This window comes from Nocardia sp. CWNU-33 (genome assembly GCF_046764895.1).
Lineage (GTDB): Bacteria > Actinomycetota > Actinomycetes > Mycobacteriales > Mycobacteriaceae > Nocardia.
Genome location: NZ_JBKOQN010000014.1, coordinates 18,807 through 35,379, shown reverse-complemented (window position 1 = coordinate 35,379; position 16,573 = coordinate 18,807). Strand labels below are relative to the sequence as shown.

Sequence of the window (16,573 nt, the reverse complement as noted above, 5' to 3'; positions counted from 1 at the left end):
CAATGAAACGACATGAGAGGACGTCATGGCCACCCAGACGCTGACCCAGCAGAACTTCGACGAGGTAGTCACCGGAAGCGACGTGGTACTCGTCGACTTCTGGGCAGAGTGGTGCGGCCCGTGCAAGAGCTTCGCGCCGACCTTCGAGGCCTCTTCGACCAAGCACCCCGATGTCGTCCACGGAAAGGTCGACACCGAGGCGGAGCAGGGCCTGGCCTCCGCGGCGAACATCCGCTCCATCCCGACCATCATGGCCTTCCGCGAGGGCGTATTGGTGTTCGCGCAGCCCGGTGCGCTCCCGCCCGCCGCACTGGAGGATCTCGTCACCCAGGTGAAGGCCCTGGACATGGACGAGGTTCGCAAGCAGCTGGCCGAGCAGTCGGAGCAGACCGCAAAGTAAGGCGCGCACACCCAGGGGCGGACCGTTCACGTTCGAGTGGTGAACGGTCCGTTGCGATTTCGGGGCTTGCGAGCCGTCGGGTCTACCCGGTCAACGAGCAATTCGGTTGACGCAGGCGATCATCGCGCGAATCGTCGACTCGGCGCCGTCATCGGCCATGGCCGCACCCCAGCCGCGCCTGCCGTTCACCTCACATTGCACGAAGGTGGCGGTGCCTGCCTCGGTGCGGCGCTGGTGGAACTGCAAGATCTCGACCGGATAGCCCGCGTCGTAGAGTGCGGAGGTCATCGCCGCCACCGGACTGCCGGTGGTGCTGAACGTCCGCAACTGGTCGGCGAACTCCAGCGTCGCGACGCACTCCGCGCTCCCGTTACCGGCGAGCGACCAGTCGCTGAGCCGAATGTGTCCGGTGTGTTCGCAGTAGCGGTCGTAGAACTGCGCAGGCGTCAGGCCGCCGCATTCGGCCCGCAGGCCCTTGGGTGCGGCGGCGATGAATGCGCGTGTGTCGAGAGTAAGGATCGTCATTGCAATTCAGGTCTTCCCGAAGAGAATCGGCGGAGGGGACCAGCACTAACAATCAACAGCCCGCAGCGAGGGGACCGGTCCGAATCAGACCCCGCTACGGCGGGTTACTACGAGGAGAAGTCGCCGGGCAGCCACCATCGCGGTAAGCGGAATTAGCGCTGCGCTGTCGCGGTCTGCGACATTCAGCACGGCGCTGTGGCGGTCGGCGGGATTCGGCACGCGGTACACGATAGGGGCATCTCGACGCAATCGCAACCTTATTAGCACCCTCGGTGCGCCTACTCGTGAGTATCGTTTGCGCAGCTCACGGGATATGCGGCCGGACGGAGGCCGCAGCGTCGTGGCAGCCGATTTCACGGCGTCCAGGTATCGCGGCGCAAATGGTGTGGGCGCGGGTACCTTCGACCGCATGGGCCTGCTCGTTGCCATGACAATTCCCGGACTGGCGATACTGCTGATGATGCTCGCCGCGGCCGAGGTGCTGTGGAGCCGCTTGACCGGCAGTCGCATCCTCCCATGGTTCGCGGACCGCGCGGGCCGCCCGGTCGCGGCCGCCGGTTTCGAAGAAGTCGCCGCCGTTTTCCAGGGCTCCAAGCGCCACGAGTTCGAGCAGCGCCAGACCGTGCTGATGCACAAAGAAGACAAGTCCGATGGCGCACCGCCGCGCGACGAGATTGATCTGTCAGCAGGTTCGGCGCGACTGGTGCGCCATCGGGAGTAGCACTGGTGCGCTCGAGTCCGACGTCGGAGATTCCCGGCAGATCTGTGAGCAGAGCGGTCGCCACCGACCCCGGAGACCGTCATGCTGGCGAATAGGTTCCGCCATTGATGGATTTCGATAGTCGTGTCGCCGGCACCGGCTGGAAGCCGACGGTCTCCATTGCATGGCGGCGACACAGTACGAGCTACTCGCCTACGAGCGCTGAAAAGCTGGGCAGCACAAGTGGTTTCCGCTGCCCAGCCCCATAGCCGCCGTCGTGGTCACCACGTCACGCAGCTTTTGCGGCCGAACGCACTGAGGGGCCCGGCTCGGCCACCGCATGTTCAACGGCGGCCTCCGCCCTCAGTGTGCTGCGGCATCCCAGCTGCGACCGGTGCCGACCGAGACATCCAGGGGCACCGACAGTGCGATGGCCGAGGACATCTGGTCGCGGGCCAGCGTTTCCAGTGCCTCCCGCTCGCCGTCGGCGACCTCGAACACCAGCTCGTCGTGAATCTGCAGCAGCATCCTCGACCGCAGTCCCGCGACCGTGATCGCCTTGTTCACGTTGATCATCGCGACCTTGATGATGTCGGCGGCGGTGCCCTGGATAGGAGCGTTCAAGGCCATGCGTTCGGCGGCCTCACGGCGCTGACGATTGCTGGAGTCCAGGTCGGGCAAGTAGCGGCGGCGACCGAAGAGGGTCTCGGTGTAGCCGACCTTGCGGGCCTGCTCGACGACCTCGTAGAGATAGTCACGGATGCCGCCGAACCGGTCGAAATAGACATCCATCTGTTCCTTCGCCTCTTGCGTGCTGATCTTCAGCTGCGCGGAGAGACCATAGGAGCTCAGACCGTAGGCGAGGCCGTAGGACATCGCCTTGATGCGGCGGCGCATCTCGGGATTCACCTCCGACAGCGGGATGTCGAAGGCCTTGGACGCGACGAAGGTGTGCAGATCCTCACCGGAGTTGAAGGCCTCGATCAGGCCCGCGTCGGCGGAAAGGTGCGCCATGATGCGCATCTCGATCTGGCTGTAGTCTGCGGTCATCAGCTCGGCGAAGCCGGAACCGACAACGAAGGTGTCGCGGATCTGGCGGCCGGTGTCGGTGCGGATCGGGATGTTCTGCAGGTTCGGCTCGGTCGAGGAGAGCCTGCCGGTCGCGGCGATGGTCTGGTTGAACGTGGTGTGGATGCGACCGTCGTCGGCGACGGACTTGAGCAGGCCGTCCACCGTGACCTTCAGGCGGGTGGCGTCGCGGTGCTCGAGCAGATGCTGCAAGAACGGGTGCTCGGACTTCTCGAACAGCGATTCCAGCGCGTCCGCGTCGGTGGTGTAACCGGTCTTGGTGCGCTTGGTCTTGGGCATGTCGAGCTCGTCGAACAGCACCACCTGCAGCTGCTTCGGCGAGCCCAGGTTGATCTGCTTGCCGATCACCTCGTAGGCCGCGTTGGCCGCTTCGTTCACCTTGTCGGCGAACTGGCGCTGCAGCGTCTCCAACTGGTCGACGTCGACGGCGATGCCCGCGTCCTCCAGGGTGGCGAGCACGCCGAGCAGCGGCAGCTCCATATCCTCAAGCAGCGGAACGGATTCGATCTGCTGGAGTTCGGTGTCCAGCGCCGCAGCGAGGTCGACGACGGCCCTGGCGCGCAGCATTTCGGTCTGTGCGACCTCCGCGTCGACGGTGTCCTCGTCGTCGAGCAGCGAGAGCTGCGGAGTCTCGTCGGTTTCGGCACGCAGCTCGCGGCGCAGGTACCGCAGCGACAGGTCGTCGAGGTTGAAGCTGCGCTGGCCGGGGCGCACCAGATAGGCGGCCAGTGCGGTATCGCTGGTCAGCCCGGCCAGGGTCCAGCCGCGGCCGCGCAGCGCGTGCATCGCGGACTTGGCCTCGTGCAGCGCTTTGGGCACGGCCGGGTCGGCCAGCCACACGCCGAGCGCGGCGTCGTCCTCGGGGGTCAGTACCGTGACGTCGATGTAGCCGCTCTCGCCGTCGCCCCCCGCGATCGCGAGCGCGCGAACGTCCCCGTTGCCGGGAGTGCCCGATCCGACCACCGAAACACCGTGCCGGACACCGGCTTTCGCATGCTCGGCGAGCCAGGCCGCGACCGCGCCCACTTCCAGCGCACCACCGCTGATCTCGAAGCCCGCCTCGGCTTCCGGCTCCGGCGGCGCCAGCGTCTCGAACAGCCGGTCGCGCAGCACCCGGAATTCCAGATCGTCGAACAGCTGGTGGATCTTGTTGCGATCCCAGGGCTGCTGAGCCAGTTGATCGGGGGTGTAGGGCAGCGGCACATCGCGCACCATCTCGGTGAGCTGCCGGTTGAGTACCACGCTGCTCAAATTGGCCCGCAGCGCATCACCGACCTTGCCCTTCACCTCGTCGACCTTGTCGACGAGGGTGGCGAGGTCACCATATTCGCGAATCCACTTGGCGGCCGTCTTCTCCCCCACACCCGGAATGCCGGGCAGGTTGTCGCTCGGGTCGCCGCGCAGGGCCGCGTAATCCGGATACTGGGCCGGCGTGAGCTGATACTTGGCCATCACCTCATCCGGGGTGAACCTGGTCAGATCGGAGACGCCCTTGCGCGGGTAGAGCACCGTGACGTTGTCGTCGACCAGCTGGATCGAGTCGCGGTCACCGGAGACGATCAGCACACGGAAGCCCTCGGCGACCGCCTGGGTGGTGAGGGTGGCGATCAGGTCGTCGGCCTCGAAACCGTCGATCGCCATCACCGGAATGCCCATCGCGCCGAGCACGTCCTTGGTCAGCTCGACCTGCCCGCGGAACTCGTCGGGCGTGGCACTGCGATTGGCCTTGTACTCCGGGTACGCCTCGGTGCGGAATGTCTTGCGTGACACGTCGAAGGCCGCGGCGATATGGGTCGGCTTCTCGTCGCGGAGCAGGTTGATGAGCATCGCGGTGAAGCCGTACACCGCGTTCGTGGTCTGCCCGGTGACCGTCTTGAAGTTCTCGGCGGGCAGCGCGAAGAACGCGCGATAGGCGATCGAATGCCCATCCAGCAACAGCAGAGTCGGCTGCGGACCGGCCGCATCGGAGCCGGCTGCAGAGACGGAGCTCGAACGCTGATCAATGGTCGCTGGGGTCACGGTGAAGAGTCTAGGGAGGCCCACCGACATCTCACAGCGGCGGCTCCCACCCGCCGCGAGGCATCGAGTGTTACGTCCGATTTCCGCCGGACCGGGCCGCGGCTTGCGCCCAATATTTCCCCGTGACCACAACAATGTCCGCTTTGCAGCGGTTCTTCGCAGCGGAAGCCGCCTACATCACCACGGGCGGCGACTTCACCGGTATGGCGGCCTGCCTTGCCCCCGATGTCGTGATGTATCAGGCCGCCAACCTGCCCTACGGCGGCGCATGGCACGGCAGGGACGGCATCGAGCGGTTCATGGCCGCGATGAGCGAAACCTGGTCGTCACTGGAGTTCCTCGAGCAGCGGTTCGTGGTGGACGGCGACGCGGTGGTCATCTACAACGTCGGCAGACTGCGAGCGCGCACCACCGGCCGCGTGCTCGATACCTCGGTGATGCAGCTGATCACCTTCCGCGACGGGCTCATCAGCGAGATCCGGCCCTTCTACTTGGACACTGCGGCCGTCATGGCGGCGGTGTCCGACACCGGGACGGCACTGTCCGATGCTGCGGTGGCCGCGACCCGCAACTCGGGCAGTGACGGGCCTGGCCACTGAGCACTCCGAAGAGGGTGGCTGGTCGGCCAGACCCGTCAGCTCATCATCTATCCGACGCCCAGATAGGCCGACTTCACCGCGGGATCGGTGAGCAGGTCGCGACCGGAACCGGACTTGGTCACCTCCCCTGTCTCCAGGATGTAGGCGCGGTCGCTGCGGGCTAGCGCTTGCTGAGCGTTCTGCTCGACGAGCAGCACCGTGGTGCCCTGCTTATTGATCTCCGAGATGATCCGGAAGATCTGCTGAATCACCATGGGCGCCAGCCCCATCGACGGTTCGTCGAGCAGCAGCAGCCGCGGCCGCGCCATCAACGCGCGGCCGATGGCCAGCATCTGCTGCTCGCCGCCGGACAGCGTGCCGCCGACCTGCTTGCGCCGTTCTTCGAGCCGAGGAAACATGCCGAACACCCATTCCAGGGTGGTGTCGTATTCCGATTTCGACTCGAACGGCCTTGCGTAGCAGCCCATGTCGAGGTTTTCCTGCACCGTCATGCCGGGGAAGACGCCGCGGCCTTCCGGTGCCTGGATCAACCCCAGCTTGACGCGCTCGTGCGCCTTCATATGAGTGATGTCGTGGCCCTCGAACAAGATGCGGCCGCGGGTCAGCGGCAGCAGCCCGGAGAGAGCGCGCATCGTGGTGGTCTTGCCCGCGCCGTTCGCGCCGAGCAGTGTCACCAGCTCGCCGGGCGCCACCTGCAGCGAAATCCCGTGCAGCGCCTGGATTCTGCCGTAGTTGACGACCATGTCCGTGACTTCGAGCAGCGGGCCCGATGCGTCGCCGGGGCTGTCGGATTGCCTGTGTGATGCCATCGCCGTCCCTACCCGTCCGTCCCGTGTGTGTCGTCCGCTGTCCCCGGCTGGGCGCCCTTGTCGGGCGCACCGGCACCGTCGTCGGGCACACCGAGATAGGCATTGATCACATCGGGATTCTCGCGGATGTCGGCGGGCAGCCCGTCGGCGATCTTGCGCCCGAATTCCAGCACCACGATGCGGTCGGTCACGCCCATCACCAGCCGCATGTCGTGCTCGATCAGCAGGACGGTGAACCCGTCGTCGCGGATCTTGCGGATCAGATCCATCAGCGCGGACTTCTCGCTGGGATTGAATCCGGCGGCGGGCTCGTCGAGGCAGAGCAATTTCGGCTCGGTGGCCAGCGCGCGGGCGATCTCCAGCCGGCGCTGGTCGCCGTAGGACAGATTGCGCGCCTTCTCCACCGCGCGCGGTGCGATGCCGACGAACTCGAGCAACGCCATGCCGCGTTCGATGGCCTCGTGCTCCTCACGGCGATGCCGTGTGGTGCGGAAGATGGCGCCCGGCACCGAGGTTTTGTGCCTGGCGTCGGTGCCGACCACCACGTTCTCCAGCGCGGTCATCTCGGCGAAGAGCCGAATGTTCTGGAAGGTGCGTGCGATACCGAGGCGGGTGATGGCATTGCGCTTGGTCTTCGTCAGCGGCTTGCCATCGAAATAGACCACGCCCGACGACGGCCGGTACACACCGGTGATCGCGTTGAAGCAGGTGGTCTTGCCCGCACCGTTGGGCCCGATCAGCCCGAGGATTTCGCCGCGGCGAATCTCGAAACTCACGTTGTCCAATGCGGTGAGGCCGCCGAACTTCACGGTCAATCCGTCGGTGCGCAGCAGCGCTGCACCCACCGGCGTCTCGATCTCACGGCTCGGCGCGACCACCTCCGCGACCGCCTCCGCGTCGCCGAGTTCCGGCAGCACGGCCGTCACATCGACAACGCCGGCGCTCGGCGTCGCTTCCGGTGCGGCGGCATAGCCGGCCGACATGTCCTCGTTGTCGAATAGCGCGTCACCCGCGCCCGGCCCGGTCATGCCTGTTCCCCGATCACTTCGTTGCCGAACGGTTTGCGCACGGCCCGATATACCTGCCGCCCGTAGGCGAGCAACTTCTGTCGCACGGGGAACAACCCCTGCGGCTTGAAAATCATCAACACGATGAGCGTGATCCCGAAGAACAGGTACTTGAAGTCGCCGAGCGACTGCGCGCCCTGCTCATGGAATTTCAGCACGTTCCCGAGGACGATCAACATCCCGATCACCACGACGATCGCGCCGGCAAGATAACCGAGACGCACCGGCCGCTCCAGATCGCGTGCCCAGCGCTTCCACCCGACGATCATCGCGATGATGCCAACGATGGCCAGTCCGAGCAACACGTAACCGACAACGGTCTGCCCGACCAGCTGCACCGACAGCAGCCGGTTCGGCAGGTACACGATGATGAACGCACCGACGATCACGCCGAGCTTGTTGCCCTGACCACCGATAACGACCGCACAGAGGAACAGCATCGAGTTGATGATGTTGAACCCGCTCGGATTCACGAACTGCACCTGGCCCGCGTACAGCGCACCGGACAGGCCGCCGACCGCGGCGCCGATCATGAATGCCCACAGCTTGAACTTGAAGGTGGGCACCCCCATGATCTCGGCGGCGTCCTCGTCCTCACGGATCGCGACCCAGGCCCTGCCGACCCGACTGCGCTCCAGATTGCCGACGACCAGCAGCACGATGATCACCAGAACCATGCCGACCCAGAACCACCAGATGCCGGAGTTGGCCCTTGCGAAGATGTTCGAGGCTTCCGAGTCGCCGACGTTGCCCGCGGAGAACACACCGTTGGGCCGCTCCGCGGATTCACCGACGCGGGGATAGGCGATGCCGGACAGGCCGAGGCTGCCGTTGGTGAGGTCGCCGAGATTGTCGGCGAGCAACCGGACGATCTCGCCGAAGCCGAGCGTCACGATCGCCAGATAGTCGCCGCGCAACCGCAGCGTCGGTGAACCGAGAATCAGACCGGACACCGCGGTGACCGCCGCCGCCAGCGGCAGGCAGGCCAACCAGGCCCAGTCCTCACTCAGCCAACCGCCGTCGGTCTGGTTCCACGGGCTGTTGGGACTCGTCAGCAGACCCACCGTGTACGCGCCGACGGCGTAGAAGCCGACATACCCGAGATCGAGCAGACCAGCCTGTCCGACAACGACATTCAGGCCGATGGCGAGCAGCGCGTACATCGCGAACTGGGCCATCACGCCGCCGAAGCTGGTACCGGGAGTATCCAGGAACGGCGGCGGGTACAGCGGCAGCAGTGCCAGCAGAATGATGGCGGGCACGCCGACGCCCCACTGGGCGGGCCGCGACAGCCCGGCCCACCAGGTCCGCAGTGCATCACCGACGCCGTGCTCGGAGGTCTCTTCCGGCCCGCTCTGCCGTGGCGGCGGGCTCTTTACCGTGTCGGTCATGCGCGCGCCTTTCCGAGACTCTCACCGAGGATGCCGGTCGGGCGAATCATGAGCACCAGAACCAGGACAACGAACGCGACCACGTCACGCCATTCGGTACCGAAGAGGATCTGGCCGTAGTTCTCCGCCAGCCCGAGCAGCAACCCGCCGAGCAGCGCGCCCCGCAGATTGCCGATGCCGCCGAGCACCGCGGCGCTGAACGCCTTGATGCCCAGGATGAAGCCGCCCGAGTAGATGATCCCGTTCGGAATCTTGAGCGCGTACAGCAGCGCGGCCGCACCGGCGAGCACGCCGCCGATCAGGAAGGTCAACATGATGATTCGCTCCCGCGAAACACCCATGAGCGTCGCGGTGTCGGGATCCTGTGCCACCGCCCGAATGCCACGACCGAACTTCGTCCGGTTGATCAGCACCTCGGTGGCGATGGCGAGGATGACGGCGGCGACGATGATCACGATCGTCACATTGGTGACATCCGCGCCGCCGAAGCTGAACTGCTTGGTCGGCTCGACCAGCATGATCGGCTTCTGTGCGTTGGTGCCGCCCAGCTTCGGCCACACCTTCGGCACCACGAAGTGCATGATCTCCTGGATCACGAAGGAGGCGCCGATGGCGGTGATCAGAAAGATCAGCGGTTTGGCTCCGCGCTTGCGCAGCGGTCGATAGGCCACCCGCTCCAATCCGACTGCCGCGGCACCGGATACGGCCATACCGAAGATCATCGCCAGTGCGAGATAGGTGACGGTGAGAACGATGCCTTGGGAGTAGACATCACCGCTCGGTGAAAACCCGAGCAGCATAAGCCCGACATACTGCCCGAACAGGCCGAGCATGAAGATTTCGGAATGGGCGAAATTGATCAGCCGCAGTACGCCGTAGACCAGGGTGTAGCCGACAGCGACGAGTGCGTAAATCGCACCGTAGGACAATCCGTCGACGGTCAGTCGCCAGAAATCGTCGATCACTCCTTGATAGTTGAAGTCGATCGAGCCGCCGGCTAGTTGTACAGCACCGGCCAATACTGTTGAAGTCATTCGTAATTCGCCCTCATTCATTCGCGCTCACGAAACAGCAGCACGTACAGGGATTCGCGCGAACCCCCATACGTGCTGCGCGTTTCGTGGGTGCGGGTTACTTGACTGTGTAAATCCAGATCAGTGCATTGGACAGTTCGCCGTTGGGGTTCCACTTGTACTGACGCGCCAGACCGGGACCGTCATAGGACCGCACGTACTCGAGCAGTTCGGGACGGGTCACCTTGCCGCTGTCGATGCCCTTGCTCAGGATCGTGGCCAGGTCGTAGGCCTCGACCGAGTAGACGCCGGGCGCTTGACCGTTGAGCGCCTCGTAATCCTTCGCGAACTTCTCCGGGGCCGGACCACACGGGCAGGTCAGCGTCGCGCCGTTGGCCGAGCTACCCGCCTGCGAAAGGAACTGCGGATCGTTGACGCCGTCCGGGCCGACGAAGACGGCCTTGACGCCACCGGACTTCAGCTGCTGCGCCAGCGGTGCGCCCTCGGCGTAGTAACCCGAGTAGAAGACCGCGTCCGCGTTCGCGCTCGCGATCTTGGTGACGGTGGCGGAGAAGTCCTTGTCACCGGTCTTGATGCTGGCCGCGCAGCTCGGATCCGCTGCGGCGCCGAGTCCCTCGGTGATGCTCTTGGCCAGGCCGGTGCCGTAGTCGCTGTTGTCCTGGACGACGCAGATCTTCTTGTAGCCTGCGCTGCCGACGAGGTACTTGGCGACCGACGGACCCTGAATGTCATCGTTGGCCAAGCCGCGGAAGAACGTATTCCAGCCGTTCTGCGTGAGCGTGGCATTGGTGGCCGAGGAGGTGACCGAGACCAGGCCCGCATCACTGAGGATCTTGCCGGTCGCCTTGGTCTCACCGGAGAACGCGGGACCGACCAGGCCGATAATCGACTTGTCGTTGACGATCTGCGGGATGACCTGGGTGGCCTTCTGTGGGTCGCCCTCGGTGTCGAACTGCTTGAGCTCGATCTTGCAGCCCGCGTTCGCCTTGTTGTGCTGATCGAGCGCCAGCTTCACGCCCGACACGATATTGATGCCGAGAGCCGCGTTGGGGCCGGTCAAGGCGCCTGCGAAAGCAATCGTGGTGCCGGCCGGACAGGTCGCCTTGCCGTCGCCCGCCGGATCTGCGGCCTTGGCCGGGTCGGTCTTCGGGACCTGCTTACCGTCGATGTCCACCTGCGCCACCGGCTGGATGGACAGGCTTCCCGCACCATTTGTGCCGGATGAACCCGATTCGTTGGTCGATTTGTCGCTGCACCCCGTCAACACGAGTGCGGCGGCGGCACCGACAACCAATACACCTCGAGTCGAACGACTGCGCCATATCGAACTAAGCACGTCTCACCTCTACGTCCTGTGCTCCCCCGGCTCGCCGAGGGGGCCGACCACGTCGGCCCGGTCAGAACATAGCGTTGCCACGTTAGATTCGCATCACATTCGCGTCATGCGAACGACATTGTTTCGAATTCTTCTTCGTGAATGCGTTTCAACGAAGTAAATTTTCCGGCCGCGACCCGGCCAAGGCCCTCATCGGGTCACTTCGGGGCCAGGTTCTCCAGCACCACCTCGGCTACCGCTTTCATGGTAGTCCGGCGGTCCATCGCGGTGCGCTGAATCCACTTGAATGCCTGCGGCTCCGACAGCCCCTGCGTCTGCATGAGCACACCCTTGGCCCGCTCCACCAGTTTGCGCGTCTCCAGCCGATCGGAGAGATTGGCGACCTCGCTCTCCAGCGCGGTGATCTCATGGAAGCGACTCGCCGCCAATTCGATGGCGGGCACCAGATCAGATTTCGTGAACGGTTTCACCAGATATGCCATCGCGCCCGCGTCACGCGCCCGCTCGACCAGATCGCGCTGACTGAATGCGGTCAGAATCACCACCGGCGCAACGCGTTTCGACGCAATTTCGGCCGCGGCGTCGATGCCGTCGCGGCGCGGCATCTTCACATCCATGATGACCAGGTCCGGCCGATGCTCCACCGCGAGATCGACGGCCTGCTGACCGTCACCCGCTTCGCCGACAACCTGGTAGCCCTCTTCGGTCAGCATCTCCACCAGATCCATACGGATGAGCGCCTCGTCCTCCGCGACGACGACCCGCTTCGCCCCGGCGTCCCGCTTCGTGCCGGCGCCCCCTGCTGTACTGCTCATAGGTAGACCCCTCTGGTTCCGATGCCTGTCCCGACACGCCGAAGGGTGGCCGTGGCCCATGTGCCGGTCCATCGGCCCACCGTTGCGCTGTCGAGTGATGTAAAGAGTACCTTTCACTTCGGCATAGAACCCATATACCCTGCGCAAACCGCCCGTCCACGCCGCAGAGGGGAACCCATTCGCGTTCGACGCCACCCACCCGCTATGCTTTGCAACCGGTGCGCCGATTTGGCGGAACTGGCAGACGCGACGGTCTCAAAAACCGTTGTCCGAAAGGACGTGTGGGTTCGAGTCCCACAATCGGCACCAACACAGCAGGCGGCCTGTGCTCCTCACGAGCACAGGCCGTTTGTCTTGCCCACACCCCGGCTCGCACGGTCGAACCGGATTCCGACTCACCGCGTATTTCCCGCGTAGGGTGAGCAGCACACACCTCGGTTTCGGAGGTCCCCAGCATGCGAGTGAACAGAACGACAGTCGATCTGTCCGAGTATCCGGACCTGGTAGTCGTCTACCTCGGCATGCGGGTGCGCCGACCGCGCGGGATCCTGCGTCTGCTCGGGCTCGGGCCGAAACTCTATAAGTCGCACAAGGATCAGCCCGAGGGGCTACTACTGCACGAGGACGTGGTCTGGGCGCTGTTTCCGCCGCACTGGGGGGCGCGGCAGTACTGGCGCGATCTCGACAGCCTGGAGCGGTGGACTCGCTCGGCGCCGCACCGCGATTGGTGGCAGAAGTTCCTGCGCGACTCCGGCGGCACCGGGTTCTGGCATGAGGCCTATTTCCTGCGCGGCGGGATCGATGCCATGTACGACGATATGGAGACCGCCACCGGGCTCGCGCGCTTCGCGCCCGTCGTCGCCTCGCGCGGCCGGAGGTTCTCCACCCGCGGCCGCGTGCACGACGAGGCGGCCAAGGTGGCGCCGGTGATCGACGAATCCGATTACTACGGAACCGAATCCGGCTGAGAGCCGCACCTTGCCGACGGCGGCGACTTCCCAGCGCTGACGATATCGGTCGCCGAGATCATGATTGAATTCATTCATATCGGGTAACAACGCGAATACGCCCAAACCTCGATGACGGTCGGCCACCGGTCGGCAACGCCCGTCGAGCGTCTCTCCGAACACGAGGGCGTACTTCGTGTACGCCGCGCAACGCACAGATGAATATGTGCTTGTGGCGGTGTGATTCGCGGCCTGGCCGCTTCTGAATCGTTATCTGCCGTCCTACCGTGTCCCCATGCACGTCCTGTTCGTCTGCAACGGCAATGTCTGTCGTTCGGTGATCGCCGAGCGGCTTACCCGCGCCCTCGCTGTCGAACACCACCTCGCCGGCCTCACCGCGGAGAGCGCGGGAACCCGTGCGCTGGTCGGCTTCCCCGTGGAACCACTCGCGGCTCAGACCATCTCGGGCCTGGGCGCGGACCCCGACAACTTTCGCGCGCGCCGCCTGGAGCCGGGCATGATCGACCGCGCCGACCTGGTGCTCACGATGACCGAGCAGATCCGCGACCAGGCCACGTCGATGGGTTTCGGCGCGGGGCCGCGCACCTTCACCCTGCTGGAGGCGCACCGGATCGCCAAAGTGACCGGCGCGCGCAGCATCGCCGATCTGCATCGCGCCCGCCACGACCTCGCACTGGTCGGCCGCGAGAACATCGCCGACCCGGTCGGCCTGTCCGAGGCCGCATTCTGTGAGGTCGGCGATCGGATCGCCGAGGCGCTGGTGCCGCTGCTGCTCACGCTGGCCCCCCACGAGCAGCACAAGCGAGTCGACGACGAACGTCCCGGTCTCGTGGTCGCGCCGGGAGCCGCGCCCGCACCGCTCGCGGCATTCCTGGCGGCGCACCGGATCCCGTGACACCGGGTGCGGTGCGCCGGACGCGTCCGCGCGAATTCGGCCCTTGCTGTGTTCATCATGTGCATCGAGGGTTTAAACTCCCCGCGAACAACATTCCGCCGTTGCTGGTTCGACACACGACAGGAATCAGACATGCCGAAACGAATTTCGGATGTTTCGCTCCATGTTTATGTGACACCGGAAACCCTGGAGCGCGTCGTCGACTCGGTGCGCGCCGTGGTGGACGACCACCTCCAGGATCGCGAGGTGTTCGCGTGGCGCTTCACGCTGCCTGTCGACTCCGACGCACCGGACCACATGATGCTCGAAACCCAGTGGCGGGTAGACCATCCCGGCCAGGAGCCGGATGGCCGCCGCACCTATGAGATCGCGCTGAGCCTGGTGGGGGCCGCGCGCGATCTCACGGCACCGAGCCTGGCCGCCCTGGAGCGCAGGCTGATGCTGGAAACCTCTTGCGGCCCCACCCGATTGGCCGTCCCTCGAACCATCCGGGTACAGCGGCGCGACAGCTTCGACTTCGAGACCGAGCGCGAGCCGCTCTAGCTCAGGCCCGCGACGGGAAGTGGCGGATCAGGCCTTCCTGCACCACGGTGGCGAGCAATTCGCCGGTGCGCGAGAAGAACTTGCCCGTCGCCAGCCCACGGGAGCCCGCGGCAACCGGGGATTCCGTGGCGTACAGCGCCCACTCGTCGAAGCGGAACGGGCGGTGGAACCAGATCGAATGATTGACCGTCGCCGCGATGATCCGGTCGAGGCCCCAGGAAAGACCGTGTGTGGTGATGATCGAGTCGAGCACCGTGGTGTCCGACGAATAACCAAGCGTCGCAACATGAATCAGCGGATCGTCGGGCAGCCTGCCGTCGGCGCGCATCCACACCCGGTTGTGATTGAGCCGCTCGCCGGTGCCCTTCATGATCCAGGCCGGGTCGTTGGTGTAGCGCATATCGATCGGATGCGGGGCCTTGATGAACATCTCCAGCTTGTCTTCCAAGCCTTCGAAGCTCTCCTCCACCCGCGGCAGCGTTTCCGGATCCGGAACGACCGGCTGGGTGGCGGAGTGCTCGAGACCCTTGCCCCAATCCTGGAACGCGGCAAGCATGACGAACAGCTCCTGGCCGTCCTGGCTTGCGGTCACCGTGCGGTTGGCGAACGAGCGCCCGTCGCGGTGGCGGTCGACCCGGTATTCGATCGGCTTCTTCACATCGCCACCGCGCACGAAGTGCGCGTTCACCGCGTGTACCGGACGGTCACCGACCGTCCGCCCCGCCGCCATGATCGCTTGCGATACGAGCTGCCCGCCGAACGTGCGGCTCCACACCTTCTCCGGATGCTGGCCGACGAAGACATCCTCGTCGACCTGCTCCAGATCGAGCAGTCCGAGCAACACCCGCAGATCGGAACCCTCCGTCGACGTCGAACCGACGCCGACGGCACCACTCAGGGAAGCGGTCACTCTAATGGTCCTCCTCACCGATACGGTGCACATGGATCAGGTTGGTCGACCCGACGGTACCGGGCGGGGAGCCCGCAACGATTACCACCAGATCACCTTTCTGATATCGCTCCATCGACAGCAGTGCTACATCGACCTGATGGATCATCGCATCGGTGCTGTCCACTGTCGGCACAATGAAGGTTTCGGTGCCCCAGGTCAGCGACAGCTGGCTGCGCACCTCCGGCAGCGGAGTGAACGCCAGCAACGGCAGCGGGGTGTGCAGCCTGGCCAGCCTGCGCACCGTGTCACCGGACTGGGTGAACGCCACCAGCGCCTTGGCGTTGAGCCGCTCACCGATGTCGCGGGCCGCGTAGGAGATGACACCGCGCTTGGTGCGCGGCACGTGGGTCAGCGGTGGCACCCGCGTCGATTCGGTCTCCACTGCGTGCACGATGCGCGCCATGGTGCGCACCGTCTCGATCGGGTACGCACCGACCGAGGTTTCGCCCGACAGCATCACCGCGTCGGCGCCGTCGAGCACCGCGTTCGCGACGTCGGAGGCCTCGGCCCGAGTCGGGCGCGAGTTCTCGATCATCGACTCCAGCATCTGGGTCGCGACGATGACGGGCTTGGCGTTCTCCCGTGCCATCTGGATGGCGCGCTTCTGCACGATCGGCACCTGCTCGAGCGGCAGCTCGACGCCGAGGTCACCGCGAGCGACCATGACCGCGTCGAAGGCGAGCACGATGGCCTCGAGGTTGTCGATCGCCTCCGGCTTCTCCAGCTTGCCGATCACCGGCACGCGGCGACCGACCCGGTCCATCACGTCGTGTACGAGTTCCACATCCGAGGGCGAACGCACGAACGACAGCGCGATGAAGTCCACGCCGAGCTTCAGTGCGAACTCGAGGTCCTCGATGTCCTTTTCCGACAGCGCGGGCACGGAGACATCCATACCCGGCAGCGAAACACCCTTGTTGTTGCTGACCGGTCCGCCCTCGGTCACCCGGCAGACGACATCGTTGCCCTCGACGCCGGTGACCGTCAGCCCGATCTTGCCGTCGTCCACCAGCAACCGGTCTCCCGGCTTGGCGTCCTTGGCCAGTTCCCGGTAGGTGGTCGAGACACGGTCGTGGGTGCCGACGATGTCGTCGACGGTGATGCGGACCTCTTCACCCGTCGCCCACACCGTGCGGTCCTCGATGAACCGGCCGAGCCGGATCTTCGGACCCTGCAGGTCGGCGAGAATACCGACCGCACGACCGAGGTGGTCGGAAGCGGCCCGCACCTTCTTATAGTTCTCGGCGTGGTCGGCGTGTTCGCCGTGGCTGAAATTCAGCCGCGCCACGTCCATGCCGCTTTCGACGAGTTCTCGAATACGGTCCTCGGTGGCAGTGGCCGGGCCGAGAGTGCACACAATCTTCGTCCGTCGCATCACGAGTAGAGCCTAGTCCCGCCGGGTGTAGTGGTCTTGTCGTGGCCTCGGTGAAA

16 protein-coding genes and 1 tRNA gene are annotated in these 16,573 nt (G+C 65.3%); 7 read left to right on the top strand and 10 right to left on the bottom strand.

The annotated features are described in order from the left end of the window. The first annotated feature begins 25 nt into the window (after window positions 1-25). A complete protein-coding gene (gene trxA, locus ACLMAL_RS20255) occupies window positions 26-400 on the top strand; it encodes a thioredoxin (protein WP_412000507.1) in 375 nt (124 codons plus the stop codon). 90 nt (window positions 401-490) lie between these two features. On the opposite strand, the gene ACLMAL_RS20250 is transcribed toward trxA, so the two are convergent. Further along, complete coding sequence (locus ACLMAL_RS20250; protein ID WP_412000506.1) at window positions 491-925, bottom strand: alpha-isopropylmalate synthase regulatory domain-containing protein; 435 nt, start codon at window positions 923-925, stop codon at window positions 491-493. A 340-nt stretch (window positions 926-1,265) separates the two neighbouring features. Here ACLMAL_RS20250 and ACLMAL_RS20245 point away from each other — a divergent pair, with 340 nt between their 5' ends. Beyond that, entirely contained in the window at window positions 1,266-1,646 is a 381-nt protein-coding gene (locus tag ACLMAL_RS20245) for a DUF6191 domain-containing protein (protein WP_412000505.1), read from the top strand. 342 nt (window positions 1,647-1,988) lie between these two features. Here ACLMAL_RS20245 and polA read toward each other — a convergent pair whose 3' ends face one another. Beyond that, on the bottom strand, window positions 1,989-4,763 hold the full coding sequence (polA, locus tag ACLMAL_RS20240; protein WP_412000504.1) for a DNA polymerase I: 2,775 nt from the start codon (window positions 4,761-4,763) through the stop codon (window positions 1,989-1,991). Window positions 4,764-4,855: 92 nt separating this feature from the next. Here polA and ACLMAL_RS20235 point away from each other — a divergent pair, with 92 nt between their 5' ends. After that, complete coding sequence (locus tag ACLMAL_RS20235; protein WP_412000503.1) at window positions 4,856-5,332, top strand: nuclear transport factor 2 family protein; 477 nt, start codon at window positions 4,856-4,858, stop codon at window positions 5,330-5,332. A 47-nt stretch (window positions 5,333-5,379) separates the two neighbouring features. On the opposite strand, the gene ACLMAL_RS20230 is transcribed toward ACLMAL_RS20235, so the two are convergent. The 6 genes from ACLMAL_RS20230 to ACLMAL_RS20205 all read right to left on the bottom strand — a co-directional run bounded on the left by ACLMAL_RS20230 (window position 5,380) and on the right by ACLMAL_RS20205 (window position 11,784). Beyond that, window positions 5,380-6,141 carry an ABC transporter ATP-binding protein gene (locus tag ACLMAL_RS20230; RefSeq protein ID WP_412000502.1) on the bottom strand — a complete coding sequence of 254 codons (762 nt, stop codon included), beginning with the start codon at window positions 6,139-6,141 and terminating at the stop codon, window positions 5,380-5,382. Between the two features lie 8 nt (window positions 6,142-6,149). Next, window positions 6,150-7,169 (bottom strand): ABC transporter ATP-binding protein, encoded by a 1,020-nt coding sequence (locus tag ACLMAL_RS20225; RefSeq protein WP_412000501.1) that lies wholly within the window; start codon window positions 7,167-7,169, stop codon window positions 6,150-6,152. Continuing rightward, complete coding sequence (locus ACLMAL_RS20220) at window positions 7,166-8,599, bottom strand: branched-chain amino acid ABC transporter permease (RefSeq protein WP_412000500.1); 1,434 nt, start codon at window positions 8,597-8,599, stop codon at window positions 7,166-7,168. The genes ACLMAL_RS20225 and ACLMAL_RS20220 overlap by 4 nt, the downstream gene beginning before the upstream one ends. Then, window positions 8,596-9,633, bottom strand: coding sequence for a branched-chain amino acid ABC transporter permease (locus ACLMAL_RS20215; protein ID WP_412000499.1), 1,038 nt, complete (start codon window positions 9,631-9,633; stop codon window positions 8,596-8,598). Before ACLMAL_RS20215 ends, ACLMAL_RS20220 begins: the two co-directional genes overlap by 4 nt. Before the next feature lie 97 nt (window positions 9,634-9,730). Then, window positions 9,731-10,927 carry a branched-chain amino acid ABC transporter substrate-binding protein gene (locus ACLMAL_RS20210; protein ID WP_412000498.1) on the bottom strand — a complete coding sequence of 399 codons (1,197 nt, stop codon included), beginning with the start codon at window positions 10,925-10,927 and terminating at the stop codon, window positions 9,731-9,733. Window positions 10,928-11,166: 239 nt separating this feature from the next. Next, entirely contained in the window at window positions 11,167-11,784 is a 618-nt protein-coding gene (locus tag ACLMAL_RS20205) for an ANTAR domain-containing response regulator (protein WP_378678818.1), read from the bottom strand. A 222-nt stretch (window positions 11,785-12,006) separates the two neighbouring features. Between ACLMAL_RS20205 and ACLMAL_RS20200 the strand changes: the two genes are divergently transcribed. The 4 genes from ACLMAL_RS20200 to ACLMAL_RS20185 all read left to right on the top strand — a co-directional run bounded on the left by ACLMAL_RS20200 (window position 12,007) and on the right by ACLMAL_RS20185 (window position 14,190). After that, window positions 12,007-12,093 (top strand) — tRNA-Leu (locus tag ACLMAL_RS20200). A 146-nt stretch (window positions 12,094-12,239) separates the two neighbouring features. Next, entirely contained in the window at window positions 12,240-12,752 is a 513-nt protein-coding gene (locus ACLMAL_RS20195; RefSeq protein ID WP_328411610.1) for a phenylacetaldoxime dehydratase family protein, read from the top strand. 274 nt (window positions 12,753-13,026) lie between these two features. Continuing rightward, window positions 13,027-13,647 (top strand): low molecular weight phosphatase family protein, encoded by a 621-nt coding sequence (locus ACLMAL_RS20190; protein WP_412000497.1) that lies wholly within the window; start codon window positions 13,027-13,029, stop codon window positions 13,645-13,647. Window positions 13,648-13,779: 132 nt separating this feature from the next. Next, window positions 13,780-14,190, top strand: coding sequence for a hypothetical protein (locus tag ACLMAL_RS20185; protein WP_412000496.1), 411 nt, complete (start codon window positions 13,780-13,782; stop codon window positions 14,188-14,190). Window position 14,191: 1 nt separating this feature from the next. On the opposite strand, the gene ACLMAL_RS20180 is transcribed toward ACLMAL_RS20185, so the two are convergent. Then, window positions 14,192-15,100 carry an acyl-CoA thioesterase II gene (locus ACLMAL_RS20180; protein ID WP_328411604.1) on the bottom strand — a complete coding sequence of 303 codons (909 nt, stop codon included), beginning with the start codon at window positions 15,098-15,100 and terminating at the stop codon, window positions 14,192-14,194. A 1-nt stretch (window position 15,101) separates the two neighbouring features. Next, on the bottom strand, window positions 15,102-16,520 hold the full coding sequence (pyk, locus tag ACLMAL_RS20175; RefSeq protein ID WP_328411602.1) for a pyruvate kinase: 1,419 nt from the start codon (window positions 16,518-16,520) through the stop codon (window positions 15,102-15,104). Window positions 16,521-16,573 lie beyond the last annotated feature (53 nt).